General features: G+C 69.3%; 14 protein-coding genes. 5 read left to right on the plus strand and 9 right to left on the minus strand.

Translation table 11 applies throughout. From position 1 onward, the window contains the following. Nucleotides 1-58: 58 nt before the first annotated feature. The 3 genes from AC1C2U_RS17325 to AC1C2U_RS17335 all read right to left on the minus strand — a co-directional run bounded on the left by AC1C2U_RS17325 (nt 59) and on the right by AC1C2U_RS17335 (nt 1,383). A complete protein-coding gene (locus AC1C2U_RS17325; RefSeq protein WP_495363009.1) occupies nt 59-370 on the minus strand; it encodes a hypothetical protein in 312 nt (103 codons plus the stop codon). Then, entirely contained in the window at nt 363-1,022 is a 660-nt protein-coding gene (locus tag AC1C2U_RS17330) for a WXG100 family type VII secretion target (protein WP_495363010.1), read from the minus strand. The genes AC1C2U_RS17325 and AC1C2U_RS17330 overlap by 8 nt, the downstream gene beginning before the upstream one ends. Before the next feature lie 67 nt (nt 1,023-1,089). Then, on the minus strand, nt 1,090-1,383 hold the full coding sequence (locus tag AC1C2U_RS17335; protein WP_168197117.1) for a WXG100 family type VII secretion target: 294 nt from the start codon (nt 1,381-1,383) through the stop codon (nt 1,090-1,092). Between the two features lie 238 nt (nt 1,384-1,621). Here AC1C2U_RS17335 and AC1C2U_RS17340 point away from each other — a divergent pair, with 238 nt between their 5' ends. Continuing rightward, nucleotides 1,622-2,347 (plus strand): hypothetical protein, encoded by a 726-nt coding sequence (locus AC1C2U_RS17340; protein WP_495363011.1) that lies wholly within the window; start codon nt 1,622-1,624, stop codon nt 2,345-2,347. Continuing rightward, a complete protein-coding gene (locus AC1C2U_RS17345; RefSeq protein ID WP_495363012.1) occupies nt 2,344-2,982 on the plus strand; it encodes a hypothetical protein in 639 nt (212 codons plus the stop codon). Before AC1C2U_RS17340 ends, AC1C2U_RS17345 begins: the two co-directional genes overlap by 4 nt. Before the next feature lie 33 nt (nt 2,983-3,015). Here AC1C2U_RS17345 and AC1C2U_RS17350 read toward each other — a convergent pair whose 3' ends face one another. From AC1C2U_RS17350 to AC1C2U_RS17360, 3 genes are all read right to left on the minus strand, one after another. Beyond that, nucleotides 3,016-3,585, minus strand: a complete 570-nt coding sequence (locus AC1C2U_RS17350) for an FHA domain-containing protein (RefSeq protein WP_495363013.1) — start codon at nt 3,583-3,585, stop codon at nt 3,016-3,018. Nucleotides 3,586-3,702: 117 nt separating this feature from the next. Next, entirely contained in the window at nt 3,703-8,034 is a 4,332-nt protein-coding gene (locus tag AC1C2U_RS17355; RefSeq protein WP_495363014.1) for a type VII secretion EssC family protein, read from the minus strand. 47 nt (nt 8,035-8,081) lie between these two features. Next, complete coding sequence (locus AC1C2U_RS17360; protein WP_495363015.1) at nt 8,082-9,167, minus strand: hypothetical protein; 1,086 nt, start codon at nt 9,165-9,167, stop codon at nt 8,082-8,084. Between the two features lie 169 nt (nt 9,168-9,336). Here AC1C2U_RS17360 and AC1C2U_RS17365 point away from each other — a divergent pair, with 169 nt between their 5' ends. Continuing rightward, nucleotides 9,337-9,897, plus strand: coding sequence for a hypothetical protein (locus AC1C2U_RS17365; RefSeq protein ID WP_495363016.1), 561 nt, complete (start codon nt 9,337-9,339; stop codon nt 9,895-9,897). After that, nucleotides 9,894-10,694, plus strand: coding sequence for a hypothetical protein (locus AC1C2U_RS17370; RefSeq protein ID WP_495363017.1), 801 nt, complete (start codon nt 9,894-9,896; stop codon nt 10,692-10,694). The genes AC1C2U_RS17365 and AC1C2U_RS17370 overlap by 4 nt, the downstream gene beginning before the upstream one ends. 7 nt (nt 10,695-10,701) lie before the next feature. On the opposite strand, the gene AC1C2U_RS17375 is transcribed toward AC1C2U_RS17370, so the two are convergent. Together AC1C2U_RS17375 and AC1C2U_RS17380 are read right to left on the minus strand one after the other, a co-directional pair. Next, on the minus strand, nt 10,702-11,832 hold the full coding sequence (locus AC1C2U_RS17375; protein WP_495363018.1) for a hypothetical protein: 1,131 nt from the start codon (nt 11,830-11,832) through the stop codon (nt 10,702-10,704). A gap of 93 nt (nt 11,833-11,925) precedes the next feature. Then, a complete protein-coding gene (locus tag AC1C2U_RS17380; RefSeq protein WP_495363019.1) occupies nt 11,926-12,135 on the minus strand; it encodes a hypothetical protein in 210 nt (69 codons plus the stop codon). A 51-nt stretch (nt 12,136-12,186) separates the two neighbouring features. On the opposite strand from AC1C2U_RS17380, the gene AC1C2U_RS17385 reads away from it, so the two are divergent. Beyond that, on the plus strand, nt 12,187-13,155 hold the full coding sequence (locus AC1C2U_RS17385; protein ID WP_495363020.1) for an acetylxylan esterase: 969 nt from the start codon (nt 12,187-12,189) through the stop codon (nt 13,153-13,155). Between the two features lie 131 nt (nt 13,156-13,286). Here AC1C2U_RS17385 and rpoC read toward each other — a convergent pair whose 3' ends face one another. Next, nucleotides 13,287-17,183: a DNA-directed RNA polymerase subunit beta' gene (gene rpoC / locus AC1C2U_RS17390; protein ID WP_495363021.1), complete on the minus strand. Its 3,897-nt coding sequence runs from the start codon at nt 17,181-17,183 to the stop codon at nt 13,287-13,289. Nucleotides 17,184-17,201: the final 18 nt, after the last annotated feature.

Consider the following 17,201-nt stretch of genomic DNA (forward strand, 5'->3'; position numbering starts at 1 on the left):
TCCTATCCGAGTGTCGGTTCTGATACGAGAAGGCGCGAGCAGGCGGTTGGCCTCGGCGCTACGCCTCGAAGTTCGATTGGATCGACGCCCACGAGGAGTCGAGTTTCTCAATGGTGGAGGAGTACGCCTTGGACGAGGCCTCCGCCTGGTTCTTGAGCGCCAGGGCGTTCGCCTCGATGGCTGAAGCGCCGACCGTCCAAGCGCTGAACGAGCCGAGGAACGCCTGCATCGCGGGGCCTTGCCACTCGGTGGGCAGCATGTAGGCGAACCCGCTCGCTCCCTGCTTGAGTGCCGAGGCATAGCCGATGAGTTCGTTCATCGTCTGCACGAGCTCGCTGAGCTCAGTGGTGTCGGCCTGCTGCTCAGCCATTCGCGCCGCCTCCCTGGAACTGTTCGAACGCCTCGACCACGGGGCCGAAGTCGGGCAGGTCGATGTCGACCTCGACGTACCCGTTCACATCAGGCTCGCCGTCGGCACTGAGGCGGAAGACGCCTTTGCCGATCGAATCGTCATCGCCGTCGCCGTCGGTGTCTCCTGAACCACCGCCTGTAGCCTGGCCGCTCGTCTTGCGCGAGCCGAGCGCGCCACCGCCGAACTGCTCGACCTCGTCGTCGCCTGCGTAGTCGCGACCGAAGAACTCGGCCATGTCCTCCGCTTTGTCCTCGCCCTTCGCCACGCGCGTGCTGAGGTTGCCCGAGGCACTGCGCACGCTGACGAGGCCCTGCTGGCGCTGGCGGAAGCCGGTGCCGATGCCCGTCTCGGTACGGGTGTAGCTGCCGTCGGCGGCGATCAGGCCCTGCTGCAAGCCCGTGAGGGCGAGCCGGACCTGCGAGGCCAAGGTCATGAATGCGCCCCAGTTCTCACTGAACTTCTCGGCGTCATCACCGACCCACGTCGTACCTGCCATGCGGCTGACGACGCTGTCGGCTGACGCGAGGTTCGCGTCGAACGTCACGATGACGTTGCCGATGAGCGCCGCGACCTCGCTCAGCGAATCGGCGCGTACTTTGAAGAAGACCATCCATGACCCCTAGCCGTGAACCGATGCCGGCGTGCGTCGCCGCACGCCGGCATCTGTTGTCCTTACGTCAGCCGTTGAACGTGCCGGCGATCGCGTTCTCGCTGTCTTCGTACGACAGCGCAGCCTGGTTGAGCAGGTCGCTGATGCCCTGAAGAGACTCCTTCAGTTGGAGACCGGCCTGGTCCCACTGCGAGTACAGCTCGTTGAAGCTCTGCGACGCGGTGCCGCCCCAGTCGCCCGAGATGAGTCCCTCGACCAGCGACTTCAGGTTCGACAGCTGCGACTCGATCGACTGCGAGCCGCTCGAGAGCTGGCCGGCGACACCGGCGAGAGAGTCGGATGTGACGCGGATCTCCGCCATGATTTCCTCCGTTGAATTGGATGCCTCGGTAGGCACCGCGCAGGAGCTTTCGCTCCGAATTGTCTGTGCTTCGAATACGCTACCTGCAAGCACCGGAAATGCCGATGGGGAGGACTCCCCTACTGGTCCCCGTCGGCTCCACGCGGCCGCCCGCCCCCGAATGCGCGACACGCTGGAGGCCGGGTAGGCTGACGGCGCGCGCGATACACCTCGTCCGCGGCAAGACATTGAGGATGCTGTGCAGGCGGACTACCGGGCCCACGTCGACCGGGCGAAGGTTGACACGACCGAGCGTCTGAATCGTCGCCTCCTCGTGGCCGGCCTCGTCACTGCGGCCGTCTTCGCCGCCCTTGTCGTCGTCGCGATCATGAAGGGCTTCGGCTGGTTCACGGTGGTCATCGCCGCAATCGCGATGCTCGCCGGCCTCGCGTCCGCGATGCTCGCACATCGACGCCGACGCGCCCTCGGGCTGCTCATCTCCGACGACGACATCGCGATCGCCGTCGGATCCACCGGTGTGCAACTCGCGTCGGCCCCGCTCATCCCATGGTCCGAGATCGTCTTCGTCGGGGTGCTCGACGACCGGCAGCGCACCGGCAGGCTGCAACGCCTGCCGGTCATCGGCTTCTTCGCGAACACCGCGGTGCGTGCCGGCAGCGGCACCCTGCTGTGCGAGCTCGGGGTGCGCGACGCGGCGGCGCTGCGCGACGCGTTCGCGGGCGCACCCGGCGGTGAACGCGTCACCGTGTTCGATGAATTCGACGGTCGGCGTCGCGGCCTCGTGCCACTCCTGCTCGATGCGGTGCTCGACGACGCCAGCGCGCACCAGGCGGCACAGCTCGTCATCCGCGAGGCCGAGCGCCGAGGCATCCCGGCCCGAGCCTTCGACCGCATCTTCGACTACTTCGAATGGAAGGGGCCGATGATCGATCACAAGTGGCCCGTTCAGAAGGGAACCCAGTGACCACCGAACCTCAGGAGCAGCCGCTGCACGCGAGCCCGACCGAGGTGCGCCGCGTGCGCTCGCACGGGCAGATGATCGCCGCGGTCGTCATGCTCGTGCTCGGGCTGACCCTCTTGGTGCTCAGCATCGTCATGTACGACTCCCTCGTCGAACTGTCGAGCACATACCGCGGCCGTCGAGGCGGCCTGCGCGACGCGGTCGCCCCCGGCGCGGTGCTGCTCAGCGCCGGAGCCGCGCTGGGGGGACTCGTCTGGCTGCTCGCCTGGTCGTACCGCTGGGAGCGCGTCGCCACCGGAACGGTGCTGAAGCAGCAAGCGAGCTCGTATCTGGCGCTGCCCTCGCACGAAGCCTCCGCCGTGCTCGGCCGACTGGCCGGCGGCGACCCGCGGGTCTACCTGCCGCTGCCCCTCACGAACAAGGGAGACGTCGTCTTCAGCATCTGGCTCGCCAGGGCCGACCGCGTCGCCTACGCCGGCGTCGCCGGCCGCGACGGGCGTGACTGGCAGGCCCTGCCGCTCGTGCGACTCGAGGGGCCCTCGTACGAGGCGATCAGCCGCCTCACGGTCGACCACTACGGCGCCCGCGCCAGCCAGACGATCGTGAACGGCTTCGTCTCGGGTCTCTTCAGCGACTGACGACCGAGCGAGTGCACGCGACCCGCTGCCGCGTCAGGCAGCGTGCAGCACGAAGCTCAGATCGCCGAGCCAGATCGTATCGGCGATCTCGACCGCGACACGGGTGCCCGCGCTCTCGAGCGGCACCACCTGACCGGCGCGCTCGATCCGCGAGCCGTTCGCCGATCCGGCGTCACCCACGGTGATCTGACCGCCCTGCACCTCGAAGAAGAGGTGTACCCGTGAGACCGAGCGCGTGTCGTCGACGACTTCGACGGCCCGGGCGCCCATGGCGAGCGCGGTGTCGGCGGGCTTGCGACCGATGACCGCGGACCCCTCGACGACGATTCGCTGACCGGTCGAGAACAGCAGCTCGACCCGCTCGATCGGCGCGACGGCGGCGGGCTCTGGCGCCGGCGCCTCGATGCGTGCGCCCGGCTGCTGCCAGGGCAGCGAGCGCGGCAGCGGAACGGGCTCGAGCGGGGCGGCCGCGGCCGGAGCCGGGGTGTCGTTGCGCGGCGCCGGCTTCGGCTTCGCGACCTGGAACTGAGCGGGCACGGGCGGCGTGCTCGACTGCGGGATCAGCTGACCGCACGAGATGCAGTACATGCTGTTCGGCTGCAACGTGGCGTCACAATACACGCAACGGGCAGAAGCCACTCGGATCATCCCTTCTCGACGGGCGCGCCAACCGGTCACTCCCGGTGTCGCCCGGCTCAGTCTACGTGCGCGAGGCATCCTTCATTGTCGGATATCGGGGACCCGCACCGGCAGCCAGCCGCTCGGCGTCGTGAGTACAGCAGAACCGGGCGTGGCGCGACCGAGCATGAACTTCGGAATCGGTGAGCCGACCGCCTGAGTGCCCATGATCGTCGACTCCGGGCGCAGGACGAGGGCACGCCTGGCGCGCTTCGCCTCGACGACCGGACCACCGAACAGCGTCGACAGCGACTCGGAATCGGCGGCCACGATGAAGACCGCACGATGCTTCGCCCCCGCGAGCGCGTGCTCGATGGGCGCGTTCTTGAGCTGCTCGGCGTCGTCGACGACGACGGTGACGAACTCACCGGCGGCGTCGAGGATCGGGTCGAGCTCTGCCGGACCGATGTCGCCACCCCTGAGGACGTGGATTCCGTGAGCGGCCGCCACTTCGGTCAGGATCGACTCGCGACCCGCGACCACGACGACCGGGGCCTTGCGCCAGGCGAGCTGGTGCACGATCGCCGCGAGCGCCGAGGAGCGACCCGACTTGCGGGGGCCGGTGACGACGAACCCGCCGTCGGCCGGCCAATCGAGCGTGAACCGCGACAGCAGGTCACCGCCGACCGCGACGACCGGGCCGTCGTCTGGTCCGGACTCGCCGAGCGGGAGGTCGTAGGAGGCCGTCAGCGCGAAGTGACCGGGCAGCGGATCGACGCGGAACGGCGAGGGCAGCGCTGCGAGCTGCGGGAACTGGTCGAAGTGGTCGCGCACCTGCTCGACGATGCGGCGCAGCGCAGTCGTCTGCGCCTCGCCGCTGGTGTCGTGCACGAGCACCGCGAGCTGCGCCTCGGCGGCGTTCGCACCGAAGAGCACTCGACCCGGCCCGAGGTTCAGCGGGACCTCACGGGCGAGGATGCCGGCCGTGCGGTAGTCGGCGATGTCACGCAGCGGCAGCACGTACTGCTCGTCGATGAACGAGATGATCTTGTCGCCCGTGATGCCACGGTCGCCGGTGATGATCACGCGCACACCCACAGCGGGTCCCTCGCGCAGGATCCGCATGAACTGGTCGCGGAAGGTGACGAGCTGGTCGGGGTTCATCGTCGAGAGCATGCGCTCCCAGCCGTCGACCGCGACGATCGCGAACGGCAGCCGCGTCTCGGGGGTCGACTGGGCCCGCTGCTCGGAGATGTGCCCGACACCGGCGCCCGAGAGCACCGACTGGCGGCGGCCGAGCTCTTCGAGTAGGCGCTGCACGAGGCGCGGCAGCCGATCGGAGTCGAGCTGGGTGACGACCGCACCGGTGTGCGGGGCGTCGACGAGCGGCAGCAGCGCACCGTTGCCGAAGTCGATGATGTACATGTGCAGGTCGGCCGGGGAGAACTCCTGCACGAGCTGCGCCAGCATCGTGCGCAGCGCCGTCGTGCGGCCCGAGAGGGCACCGCCGAGGAAGAGCACGTGCGAACCCTCTGCGACGCCCCAGGTGAGGGTGCGCTGCGATTGTTCCCCGGGCACGTCTTCGAGGCCCAGCGCGATGTGGTGCTCGGGCACCCGCTGGTCCTGGAACTTCTCGAGCGGCAGCACGTTCGGCAGCGGCATGAGCCACGGCGAGGGGTTCTTCGGCACGCCGAGCTGCTGGGTGGCGGCCGTCACGAGGTTCACGAGCGCCCGCAGGTCGGTGTCGTCGTGGTCGGCGTTCTGCTGCTGGGTCGACACCGCCTTCGGATAGCGCACCGGGTAGCCGAGGTCCGCCCACTCGAGCGGCGCCTTGCGCGGCAGCACTTTCACCTGGCGCTGCGCTCCGGGACGGATGCCCGCAACTCGAGCGGTCTGGAAGGGTGCGGGCGCCGAAGCCGGCCCCGTGCGCACGAAGCCGCGGCCCGGAGTCGAAGGACTGATCATCGCCGCCTCGCCCGAGCCGAGGATGTCGGAGGAGTCGGTGCGGTCGGTGACACGCAGAGCGACGCGCAGGTTGATGTTCGACTGCATCTCGGGAGTGACGACACCAGCGGGCCGCTGGGTGGCGAGCACGAGGTTCACGCCGAGCGATCGACCGACGCGGGCGATGCGCACGAGTCCGTCGATGAACTCGGGCAGCTCGGTCTTGAGCTCGGCGAACTCGTCGATGACGATCATCAGGCGCGCGAGTCCGCGACGGGCGGCCGTGTCGGCGTCTTTCGCCCACGCGGAGTCGACGTCCTTCGCATTCATGTCGCGCAGCACCTTCTCGCGGCGCTTCAGTTCGGCGTCGAGGGAGGCGAGGGCGCGCTCGGTCTCGCGGGCGTCGAGGTTCGTCACCATGCCGACCGTGTGCGGCAGCCGCTCGCAGTCGGCGAATGCGGAGCCGCCCTTGTAGTCGACGAGCACGAAGTTCAGCGCGTCGGGCCGGTTGGCCATCGCGAGGCTGACGACGAGCGCCTGGAGGAACTCGGACTTGCCCGAACCGGTGGTGCCGGCCACGAGGGCGTGCGGGCCGTCGCGCGAGATGTCGATCGCGAACTCGCCTTCACCGGTCGCGCCGACCACGACGAAGGTGTTGCGCGGGTGGGTGGACCAGCGGCGCACGATCGGCTCGGGGTCGTCGAGGTCGATCTTCAGCAGCTCGGCGTAGCGCACGCTCATCGGCAGCATGGCGTCGTCGCCGACGCCGCTGACGTGCCGCAGCGAGCAGAGGCTGCGCGCGATCTGTTCGCAGCGCGTCACCGAGATGCCGTCGAGCAGCACGATCGGGTAGTACTCCGAGCCGGTCTCGACGCGTGCCATGGCAGGGTCGTGGTCGTCGACGACGACGACGCTCTTGGCCTCTTCCGGCAGTCGCGCACGCTCGCTGTCGAGGGCGATGACGTGGATGCCGTGAGCCGCGCCATGCTCGAGCAACGGCACCATGCCCGGCAGCATGCGGTACTCCCGCGCACCGTCGACGACGACGAGGATGTCGTTCGACGGTGGGGCGCCGCGCTGGCCCGAGGCGCGTACGCGCTGCTCGAGCACGACGCCGAGCTCGCGCACGCGCTCGCGTCGGCTGTCGCCGGTGTTGCCGATGGCGGCCGCGGCCGAGCCGCTCTCGGTGTGGGGCAGCCATTGGGTCCACGCCCAGGCCCCGGCCGCGTCGTCGGGGCAGACGATGACGATCTCGGAGTCCCGGGGCGAGCGCAGCGTCGCGAAGCTCGCGACGATCGAGCGCGAGACGCTGCGGACGGCTTCAGCTGGCCCGGCGATGCCGAGAGGCCCGCTGCGCAGCTCGGCCGCGATCGGCGCCGGCGCCACTCCGACGCGACGCGACTCACCGCGATCGCGGCCGCCACCCTCGAAGCGCACGTCGAGGGCGACCTCGGCCACGCCGACGCGCATCGACAGGGCGTCGACATCGGTACGACGCCGCTCCCAGAGGCGCGACAACGGCTTGGTCGCGATGTCGCCGATGACGACCGGGTCGGGCAGTCGATACCAGTTCTCGAGCCGCTGCACCTTGGCGAGGTCCTCGATGCGCCGCTCGGCGATGCGCACCTCCTCGATCCACTGCTGTTCGGTCTTCACGCCCTTCTTCTTCGCCAGCTTGCGGTTGGTGAGGAAGGAGCCGATGACCATGATGGGGCTCGCCGCCGCCATCAGCAGCATGATCGCGCGGCCGAACACCATCGCCATGGTCACCCCGAGCACGACCGGGATGATCGCCGAGAGCCACGGCAACGGCGACTGGTCGGGGTCGTCGGGGCGGTCACCGGGCAGCGGGATGGCCGGCTGCTCGGTCGCGGGGCGGATACGCGACGGGCGGTTGAAGCCGCGATCGCCGAGGGCGTCACGGGTGAGGTCGGCGTCGGCGGCCGGCGCGACACCGAGTCGCAGCACGCTGCTGCCCAGCTGCAACAGGTCGGCCGGCACTATCTCGCGCGCCTCTTCGAGGCGCTCGCCGTTGACCCAGACCTCCGCGTCCGGTGCCGGGGTGAGGGTCGCAACGAGGCGTGCCGGGCGACCGTCAGCGGTGGCGGCCTCGCTCAGCGCGAGGGTCGCGTGCATCGGCAGCAGCGCACCATCGGCGACGACGATCGAGGCGCCCGATTCGCTGCCGACGGTCACGGTGGCGCCACGGGCGAGGGCGACCGCGTCGCCCGCGAATGGGCCGCCGACGAACTCGAGTCGCAGGGTGCCCGGCGGCAGCGACTGTTCGCCTCGGGTGGGCACGGATGCCCCGGACAGCAGCGTGCTCTCGGAGAGCGCGGCGGCGTCGCCGGCGAGCGGGTCGAGTACACCGCTGGGCAGGCCGAGCGTCTCGGCGACCTCGCCGACCGTCGTCGCCTCATCGACATCGAGCGCCCACGAGCCCGCGGCATCCCCACCGGTCGCCGGATCGATCGTCAGTCTCAAGCTCATCGGTCGGGCCCTCCGCCTTGGGTCATTCGTTCATCACTCATCGTTCGTCACGCGCCCACCCGATCGAACACGGACAGGAGCGGCCCGAGCAGTCCGCCGCCGGTCGTCCCGTCGTCTTCGACCGGCACCGCAGGCGGCACGAGCACGGGCACGCCCGTCTTCGGCTGCTTCGGCGGCGCGATGGGTGCCATGCCCGGTGCAGGCTCGGTCGTGCCGGCCGGCACGACCGTGACCGAACCGAAGCCGCGGCCGCCCTCGGCAGTGGCTACCTGGAACGAGAACTGATCGATGCCGCCGTCGCCGCGGTACTCGGCCGTGCCGTCGGCCGCGCAGCGCACCTGCCCGCGAATCGGATCGCCGCAGCCGACCACGATCAGCTCTCCCCCGCCGAGCGGAAAGGCGAGCGCGTTCAGATCGACGCTCGCCGCGCCCTCGGCCAGCTCGACGACGATGTCGGCGGTGGCCAGTGGTCGGACGGCCGGGTCGAGGATCGAGACGGCGAGTTTCGCATCGCCCGACCATGATCCGTAGTCGTCCGCGAAGCGGAAGACGAGTTCGACGGGGCCCCGCGCATCGGCGGCGGCCCGGAACACGAGGTGCGTGGGGGTCGCCCAGAGCGAGCCCGCGCTCTCGGGCTGCACGGCGACGGCGCGCAGGCTGCCGCCGGTGGTGCTGCACACCTGGCACTCGAGCCCGAGCTCGGAGATCGGGATCCGCAGCAGCGATCCGGCCGGCACGGGGCGCAGCTCGGTGCTCGGCATCGCCGTGGGCAGCGCCGGCGGCTCGAGCGCCACCCGGTACACCGTCGTCGTGCTGATGCGCCCGTCGCTGAGCGACAGTCGCAGGGCCACGGCCCCGGCATCGGGGTCGTACTCGGGTGCGGCGAGCGAGATCGTGTTCGCTTCGCACGCGATGACCAACGGGGTCGCGGCGAGCGGCGCCGCGCAATCGGTGATGAACCAAGGAGCCGGGATGTCGATGGACGCGGTGCCGAGGTACGGGATCTCCACGCGAGCGGGGTCGGCGTCGGGCGGTGCCTCTGCGGCATCGGCGGCGAACGGAGAGGACGCCAGGAACAGCGTCGCCAAGAGCATGGCGAAGAGCATGGCGAGGGCCGGGAGTCGTCGTCGCACGATGCCCACTCTCACCTCTCTTGCGCTCTGCCGTGGGCGCCGGGCCGAGCAGGCGCACCGATATAGCATGGTACGCGGTCGTGCGACCAGCTCTGCGCGACCGACCGAACACCGCACGTACCGAACCGCGCACCGAACACCGCGTGCACCGAAGGCAGGGAGCCGAGCGATGACCGACCGCCTGACCGGGATGCCGTCGACGGCGACGAGGACGGCGACGGTCGGTGGGGCCGCGGGCCAGCCGCAGCTCGGGGGCCGTGGCGGGGCCCGCGCACTCGGAAGCGGCGGTTCGGTGCTGCCCGAGCTCTCCGAGGCGCCCCCGCATGTGCGCCGCTGGTGGCTGCACCCCGCTTTCATCGTCTCGGTCAGCCTCACCTTCCTCGCGCTCGCCGGACTCGTCGTCTGGCTCATCGTCTCGGCCCTCACCGACTCGAGCGTGAAGGTCACCGCCCTCTCGGTGAGTACCGAGTCCGGCAACCTGCGCCTGGACTGGTCGGGTCCCGACGCCGACTACGCGCTCTTCGCCGTTTCCGGCGACGGCACCGCGAGCGACCTCACCGGCTTCGTGACCGGCACCGAAGCGTGGCTGCCCGCCGCAGCGGGGCTCTATGACGACCGCACCTGCTTCGTGGTGCGCCCCGCGGGCGATCAGGGCGAAGTCTCGCTCGAGGCCGCCACCGTCGCCGATCAGAAGGGCGCGAGCATCTGCGCGGCGGACGCCGCCTCGTGACCGCGCCCCGCAGCGCCGCAGGCCGCTCGGCGGGTGCAAGCGCGGCGAGCCGCCGAGGCATCCGGATCGCCGCCTTCGCCCTGGCCGCTCTCGCCGCTCCCGCCCTGCTCACCGCCTGCAGCGCGGCGGCCGAGCTCCCGGCCGCGCCGATCGGCATCGACGCCGAGTCCTTCGACGGCGCATCCGGCAACGGGCTCTGGCTGGCCCCCTCGAGCGAGATCGCCTCGATCATCGTCCAGTCTGTGCACGCCGCCGGACCGGTGTCGATGCAAGGCACGGTGAACGAGTTCATCTTCACCGAAGAGGGCGAGACGCTGCCCGCCCGCATGCTGACGATCGACTATGCGGGCCGGCCGTCCGGCTATCGCGCGCACTTCCTCGCGGGCGGCCTCGAAGCGCAACTGCTCGTTGACGGTGGGAGTACCCGGGTGCGAGGCAACGACGCCTACGCCGCCTCGAGCGGCCGCCCCGAACTGACGTCCGCGCAGTGCACCGTCGGCACCGATCCGGCCGCCGCCCAATGGGCGCCGTTCACCGAGCCGGCCGCCGTGCTCGACGCGGTGCTGTCCGGCGCTCAGCTGTCGGTGGCCGCTCCCGACGTCGACGACGACACCCTCGCCGTGCAGATCGGCTCGTCAGAGGCGATGGTTGGCGTGCTCACCGTCGAGCGATACGGTTCGCCGCTGCCGCGCTCGCTCAGCGTCGCCGAACTCGAGGGCGATACCGAACTCGCCTTCACGGCGTGGGGCGATGCCATCGACCTCGACGCGGCCGCCACCGAGCTGCCCTGCGGCTGAGCCGGGCTCAGCGCGCCTGCGGCCCTGCCGCGACCTCACGGTCGTAGGCCTCGAGGGCCAGGCGGTTGCGCTCGGTGACGGCGCGGCCACGCGCCGCGATCCAGCCGCCGAGCCAGATCGGGATCTCCCGGGCGATGACGGCTGCGACGATCGCGAACGGGTCGAGCCAGCGTTCGGCGATGAACTCGGAAGCCTGGTCGAGCGTGAGCGTCCACGCTTCGACGGCCAGCAGTGCACCGCCGATGTACGAGAAGTACACGAGCACCCCGACGAGGAGGCCGAACACTGCGTAGGTCCACCACGGCCCGCGATTGACGATCGCCGCGAGCAGCGCGAAGGCCAGGAAGAAGACGACTACCGGCACCCAGAAGGTCGGCTGGGCGAGGAAGTCGGCGATGCCGATGGCTTCGCCGGCCGGCGCTCCGTAGTTCAGGTAGAGCACGTATGCAATGACGGCGTAGAGCACCCCGAACAGCACTGTGCCAATGAGCGCGACGAGCACCCCGAAGCCGCGGTTGCCCCTCGCCTTCGGCGGGTTCGGAGCCTGCACGTAGATCGTCTGCGGCCCGGCCTGCGGAGCGACGTAGAGAGGTTCGGGCGTCTCGTCAGCGAGCGTCGCAGCGCCGGCGGCCGTGCCCGTCGCCACGGTCGCAGCGGGCACGTAGGTCTCGCGCCGCACGGTGCCGGCGGGAACGGGCGCGGGTACGGCCGCGACATCCGTGTCGTCGATGCCGCTGGTCTCGGATGCCGCTGCGTCGGCGTTCGCGCGCTCGACGGCCTCGTCGAGACGCGAGGTCACCGCGAGATCGTCGCTGCCGGCATCGGGCTCGATCACGGGCGCGGGTTCGGCATCGGTTCCGAAGGCCGGTTGGGCCGGGGTCGGCCCTTCACTCGCGCCGGTGGTGGCGACATCGTCCGCGTCAGTCGCATCGACCCGGGGCGCGACATCGTCCACGCCGGTCGCATCGACCGGGGGCGCGACATCGTCCGCGTCGGTCGCATCGACCGGGGGCGCGACATCGTCCGCGTCGGTCGCATCGACCACGGGCTCGACGTCGTCGACGCCGGTGCGGTCGTCGACCGGACCGGGGTGCTCGTCGTGTCGCCCAGGTTCGCTTCCGGGAGTCGTGCTGCTCATGATCGTGCTCCTTCCGGGCAACCCTCGTACCCGCGGTTGGACAACTGTAGCAACGCGCGGCCCCCGAGACCGGGAGCGCGCACGGCGCTTCGCTCAGTCGAAGATCGTGGCGACGATGTCATGCGTGTATCCGTCTGCGGCGACGTTCGACCAACGCGTGTCCGACCAGATGCCCTCCCGAAGGAAGTGCGACTCCCCCGACTCGCCCGCGACGGATGACCGCTCGACGACGCATCGGGTGCCTGAGAGCTCTGCGTAGCACGCGAAGCCACTCGCGTCACTGGCGCGTACTGCGTCGGCCACCGGCGCGCGTTACGCTGACCACCGATTCCACCACAGACCCGGAAGGACACCGTGCCCCGCTTCGACCGCCCCTTCGACGAACTCCGCGACTATCGACCGGAGGTGGCTGAGCCCGCGGACTTCGATGAGTTCTGGGCGACGACCATCGGCGAATCCCGCTCCGTCGCCCAGCCGCCGCGTCTCACCCGGCTCGCTTCACCGCTCAGCTCGTTCGAGATCTTCGACGTGACCTTCAGCGGCTTCGCGGGAGACCCGGTGCTGGGCTGGTTCGTCGTGCCCGCCGGCACGGAGGGCCCACTCCCGACCGTGGTGGAGTACAACGGCTACGGCGGCGGCCGAGGCCTGCCGCACGAGCGGCTCGCCTGGGCGGGCGCAGGCTACGCGCACTTCATCATGGACACTCGCGGACAGGGCAGCGCTTGGGGCACGGGCGGCGGCACGCCCGACCCGCACGGCACCGGACCCTCGTTCCCCGGCTTCATGACCCGAGGCATCGACGACCCCACGGGGTACTACTACCGCCGGGTGTTCACCGATGCGGTGCTCGCCATCGATGCGATCCGCTCCCTCGACCGAGTCGACGAGACTCGCGTCGCCGTCTGCGGCGGCAGCCAGGGCGGCGGCATCGCGATCGCGGCGGCTGGCCTCACTGACGGTCTCGTCGCAGCGATGCCCGACGTGCCCTTCCTCTGCCATTTCGAACACGCCGTCGGCATGACCGATCGCGACCCGTACAAAGAAATCGTGCGCTACCTCTCGGTGCAGCGCGGCGCGGCCGAACGCACCTTCCGCACCCTGTCGTACTTCGACGGAGTGAACTTCGCCAAGCGCGCAACGGCGCCGGCGCTGTTCTCCGTCGCCGGAATGGACCCGGTCTGCCCGCCGTCGACCGTCTATGCCGCGCGCAACCACTACGCGGCCGACGCCGACATCGTCGAGTACGACTTCAACGAGCACGAAGGCGGGCAGGGCGTGCAGTGGCAGCGTCAGGCCGAGTGGCTCGCGACCCGCTTGGGCTGAGCGGATGCCGCGGCATCCGTCGCTTCACCGGGTGACCGGATGCCGCGACCGTCGTGACACGAAACAGGGCCCCGGATTTCTCCGGGGCCCTGTTCGGTGCTCACTTCGACAGGCTCAGTGAGCGGTCACGTTCAGCTGTACGTGCCGGGGGTGAAGTCGTCGCTCGAGAACGCGTCGAAGTCGACGAAGCTCAGGTCGCCCTCGGTGAAGGCCGCGTCGTCGGTGAAGATACGGTTCGGGTACCGCTCCGCCTTCGCCTCCTCAGTGGCCTCGACCGCGACGTTCCGGTACCTCTGCAGACCGGTGCCGGCGGGGATGAGCTTGCCGATGATGACGTTCTCCTTGAGCCCGACGAGCGGGTCGGACTTGCCCTCCATGGCGGCCTGCGTGAGCACGCGGGTCGTCTCCTGGAAGGACGCGGCCGACAGCCACGACTCGGTCGCAAGCGACGCCTTGGTGATGCCCATGACCTCCTGGCGGGCCGAGGCGGTCTTCTTGCCCTCGGTCAGCGCGGCACGGTTGATGCCGTTGTACTTCAGGCGGTCGACGAGCTCACCGGGCAACAGGTCGGTGTCGCCGTGGTCGACGACGGTGACCTTGCGCAGCATCTGGCGCACGATGACCTCGATGTGCTTGTCGTGGATCGGCACGCCCTGCGAGCGGTACACGTCTTGCACACCGTTGACGAGGTGCTTCTGCACGTCGCGCACACCCTTGACCCTGAGGACTTCCTTCGGGTCGACGGTGCCGACGATGATCTGCTGACCGAGCTCGACGTGCTGTCCGTCTTCGACCAGGAGAGTCGAACGCTTGAGCACGTTGTACGCGATCGGCTCGTCGCCGTTGTCGGGCGTGAGGATGACCTTGCGCTGCCGATCGGTCTCATCGATCGTGATGCGACCAGGGGCCTCGACGATAGGTGAAGCACCCTTCGGGGTACGAGCCTCGAAGAGCTCCTGCACGCGGGGAAGACCCTGCGTGATGTCGTCGGCCGAAGCCGAACCACCGGTGTGGAAGGTACGCATCGTCAGCTGCGTGCCGGGCTCACCGATCGACTGGGCAGCGATGATGCCGACGGCCTCGCCGATGTCGACGAGCTTGCCCGTCGCGAGCGAACGGCCGTAGCACCTCGCGCAGACGCCGACCGCCGACTCGCACGTGAGCACGGAGCGCACCTTGATCGTCTCGACCGCCGCGGCGATGAGCTTTTCGATGAGCACGTCACCGACGTCTTCACCGGCCTCGGCGACGACCTCGCCCTTCGCGTCCACCGCGTCGGCGGCGAGGCTGCGGGCGTAGACCGCGTTCTCGACGTTCGGGTCGCGCACGAGCGCCCCCGAAGCATCCGTCGTCGCGATCGGCAGTTCGAGACCCTTGGTCGTGCCGCAGTCGTCTTCGCGGATGATCACATCTTGCGAGACGTCGACGAGACGACGCGTGAGGTAACCCGAGTCGGCCGTACGGAGGGCCGTGTCGGCCAGACCCTTTCGGGCACCGTGCGTCGCGATGAAGTACTCGGCGACCGAGAGGCCCTCACGGTAGCTCGAGATGATCGGGCGAGGGATGATCTCACCCTTCGGGTTGTTCACGAGGCCTCGCATGCCGGCGATGTTGCGCACCTGCAGCCAGTTACCACGAGCGCCCGACGTCACCATGCGGTTGATGGTGTTGTCGGTCGGGAAGTTCTCCTGCATGGCCTTGGCGACCTCGTCGGTCGCCTTGGTCCAGATCTGGATGAGCTCCTGGCGACGCTCGAGGTCGGTCGTGAGACCCTTCTCGAACTGGCCCTGGACCTTGGCAGCCTGCTTCTCGTACTTCGAGACGATCTCGCCCTTGTTGGGCGGCGTCAGGATGTCGGAGAGTGCGACGGTCACGCCCGAACGGGTCGCCCACTTGAAGCCGGCGTCCTTGATTCGGTCGAGGGTCGCTGCGACCTCGGTCTTCGGGTAGCGCTCGGCGAGGTCGTTGACGATCTCCGAGATCTGGGTCTTGCCCGCCTGCGCGTTCACGTAGGGGTAGTCGACCGGCAGCGCCTCGTTGAAGAGCGCACGTCCGAGGGTCGTCTCGAGCAGGTACGGCTTGCTCGGCACGAAGTTCTCGGGGGTCTCGCCCTCGGCGAAGTGCAGCCCCTCGAGACGGATCCTCACCGTGGCACCGAGGTCGAGCGCGATCTCACCCGGACGGTTCTGGTCGAACGCGAGGATGGCCTCGGAGATCGACGAGAACGCGCGACCCTCACCGGCTGCGCCGGGCTTGCCCGTCGTCAGGTGGTGCAGGCCGATGATCATGTCCTGCGTGGGCAGGGTCACCGGACGGCCGTCGGACGGCTTCAGGATGTTGTTCGAGGCGAGCATCAGGATGCGGGCCTCGGCCTGCGCCTCCACCGAGAGGGGAAGGTGCACGGCCATCTGGTCGCCGTCGAAGTCCGCGTTGAACGCAGCACACACGAGCGGGTGGAGCTGAATCGCCTTGCCCTCGACGAGCTGCGGCTCGAAGGCCTGGATGCCGAGGCGGTGCAGCGTGGGTGCACGGTTCAGCAGAACCGGGCGCTCACGGATGATCTCCTCGAGCACGTCCCAGACCTGCGGGCGGGCGCGCTCGACCATGCGCTTGGCGGCCTTGATGTTCTGAGCGTGGCTCAGGTCGATCAGGCGCTTGATCACGAACGGCTTGAAGAGCTCGAGTGCCATCTGCTTGGGCAGACCGCACTGGTGCAGCTTCAGCTGCGGGCCGACGACGATGACCGAACGGCCCGAGTAGTCCACGCGCTTGCCGAGCAGGTTCTGGCGGAAGCGACCCTGCTTGCCCTTGAGCATGTCGCTCAGGGACTTGAGGGCGCGGTTGCCGGTACCGGTGACGGGGCGACCACGACGACCGTTGTCGAACAGTGCGTCGACCGCCTCTTGCAGCATGCGCTTCTCGTTGTTCACGATGATCTCGGGAGCACCGAGGTCGAGCAGACGACGCAGGCGGTTGTTGCGGTTGATCACACGACGGTAGAGGTCGTTGAGGTCGGAGGTCGCGAAGCGGCCACCGTCGAGCTGCACCATCGGGCGCAGCTCGGGCGGGATGACCGGCACGACGTCGAGCACCATCGCGGCCGGCGAGTTGCCGGTCTGCAGGAAGGAGCTGACGACGCGCAGGCGCTTGATCGCGCGGATCTTCTTCTGGCCCTTGCCCTCGGCGATCTGCAGGCGCAGGTCGTCGGCCTCGGCGGCCAGGTCGAACGCCAGGAGGCGCTTCTTGATGGCCTCGGCGCCCATGTAGGCGTCGAAGTACATGCCGAAGCGGTCCTGAAGCTCGTGGAACACCGAGTCCTCGGGCTTGAGGTCGCCGACCTTGAGGGTGCGGAAGTCCTCCCACACACGCTCGAGGTGCGCGATCTGCTCGTCTCCCGACTTGCGGACCTGTGTCATCTCCTTGTCGGCGGCGGCCTCTGCGCGCTTCTTCTGGTCGCTCTTGGCGCCTTCGGCCTCGAGGGAGGCGAGTTCCTCCTCCTTGCGGACCATGAGCGTCGCGATGCGTGCGTCGCGCTGGTCGCCGATGGTCTTGATCTCGAGCCGGAGCTCGTTCTCGAGGCCGGGCATGTCGGCGTGACGACCTTCGTCGTCGACGTCGATGACCATGTAGGCGGCGAAGTAGATGACCTTCTCGAGGTCTTTCGGCGCCATGTCGAGCAGGTAGCCGAGACGGCTGGGCACACCCTTGAAGTACCAGATGTGCGTGACCGGAGCGGCGAGCTCGATGTGGCCCATGCGCTCACGACGCACGGAGGACTTGGTGACCTCCACGCCGCAGCGCTCGCACACGATGCCCTTGAAGCGCACCCGCTTGTACTTGCCGCAGGCGCACTCCCAGTCGCGGCTCGGGCCGAAGATCTGTTCACCGAACAGACCGTCCTTCTCGGGCTTCAGGGTGCGGTAGTTGATTGTTTCTGGCTTCTTGACCTCACCGTAGGACCACTTGCGGATGTCCTCTGCGGTGGCCAGGCCGATGCGAAGCTCGTCAAAAGTCGTTGCGTCGAGCAATTTCTCTCCTTGGAAAGT

Source organism: Agromyces sp. Y575 (assembly GCF_059445445.1).

Excerpts from the sequence above, each read along its gene's own strand:
- AC1C2U_RS17325 (WP_495363009.1), bottom strand. The coding sequence starts at position 370 with ATGGCTGAGCAGCAGGCCGACACCACTGAGCTCAGCGAGCTCGTGCAG.
- AC1C2U_RS17330 (WP_495363010.1), bottom strand. The coding sequence starts at position 1,022 with ATGGTCTTCTTCAAAGTACGCGCCGATTCGCTGAGCGAGGTCGCGGCG.
- AC1C2U_RS17335 (WP_168197117.1), bottom strand. The coding sequence starts at position 1,383 with ATGGCGGAGATCCGCGTCACATCCGACTCTCTCGCCGGTGTCGCCGGC.
- AC1C2U_RS17355 (WP_495363014.1), bottom strand. The coding sequence starts at position 8,034 with ATGAGCTTGAGACTGACGATCGATCCGGCGACCGGTGGGGATGCCGCG.
- AC1C2U_RS17365 (WP_495363016.1), top strand. The coding sequence starts at position 9,337 with ATGACCGACCGCCTGACCGGGATGCCGTCGACGGCGACGAGGACGGCG.
- AC1C2U_RS17375 (WP_495363018.1), bottom strand. The coding sequence starts at position 11,832 with ATGAGCAGCACGACTCCCGGAAGCGAACCTGGGCGACACGACGAGCAC.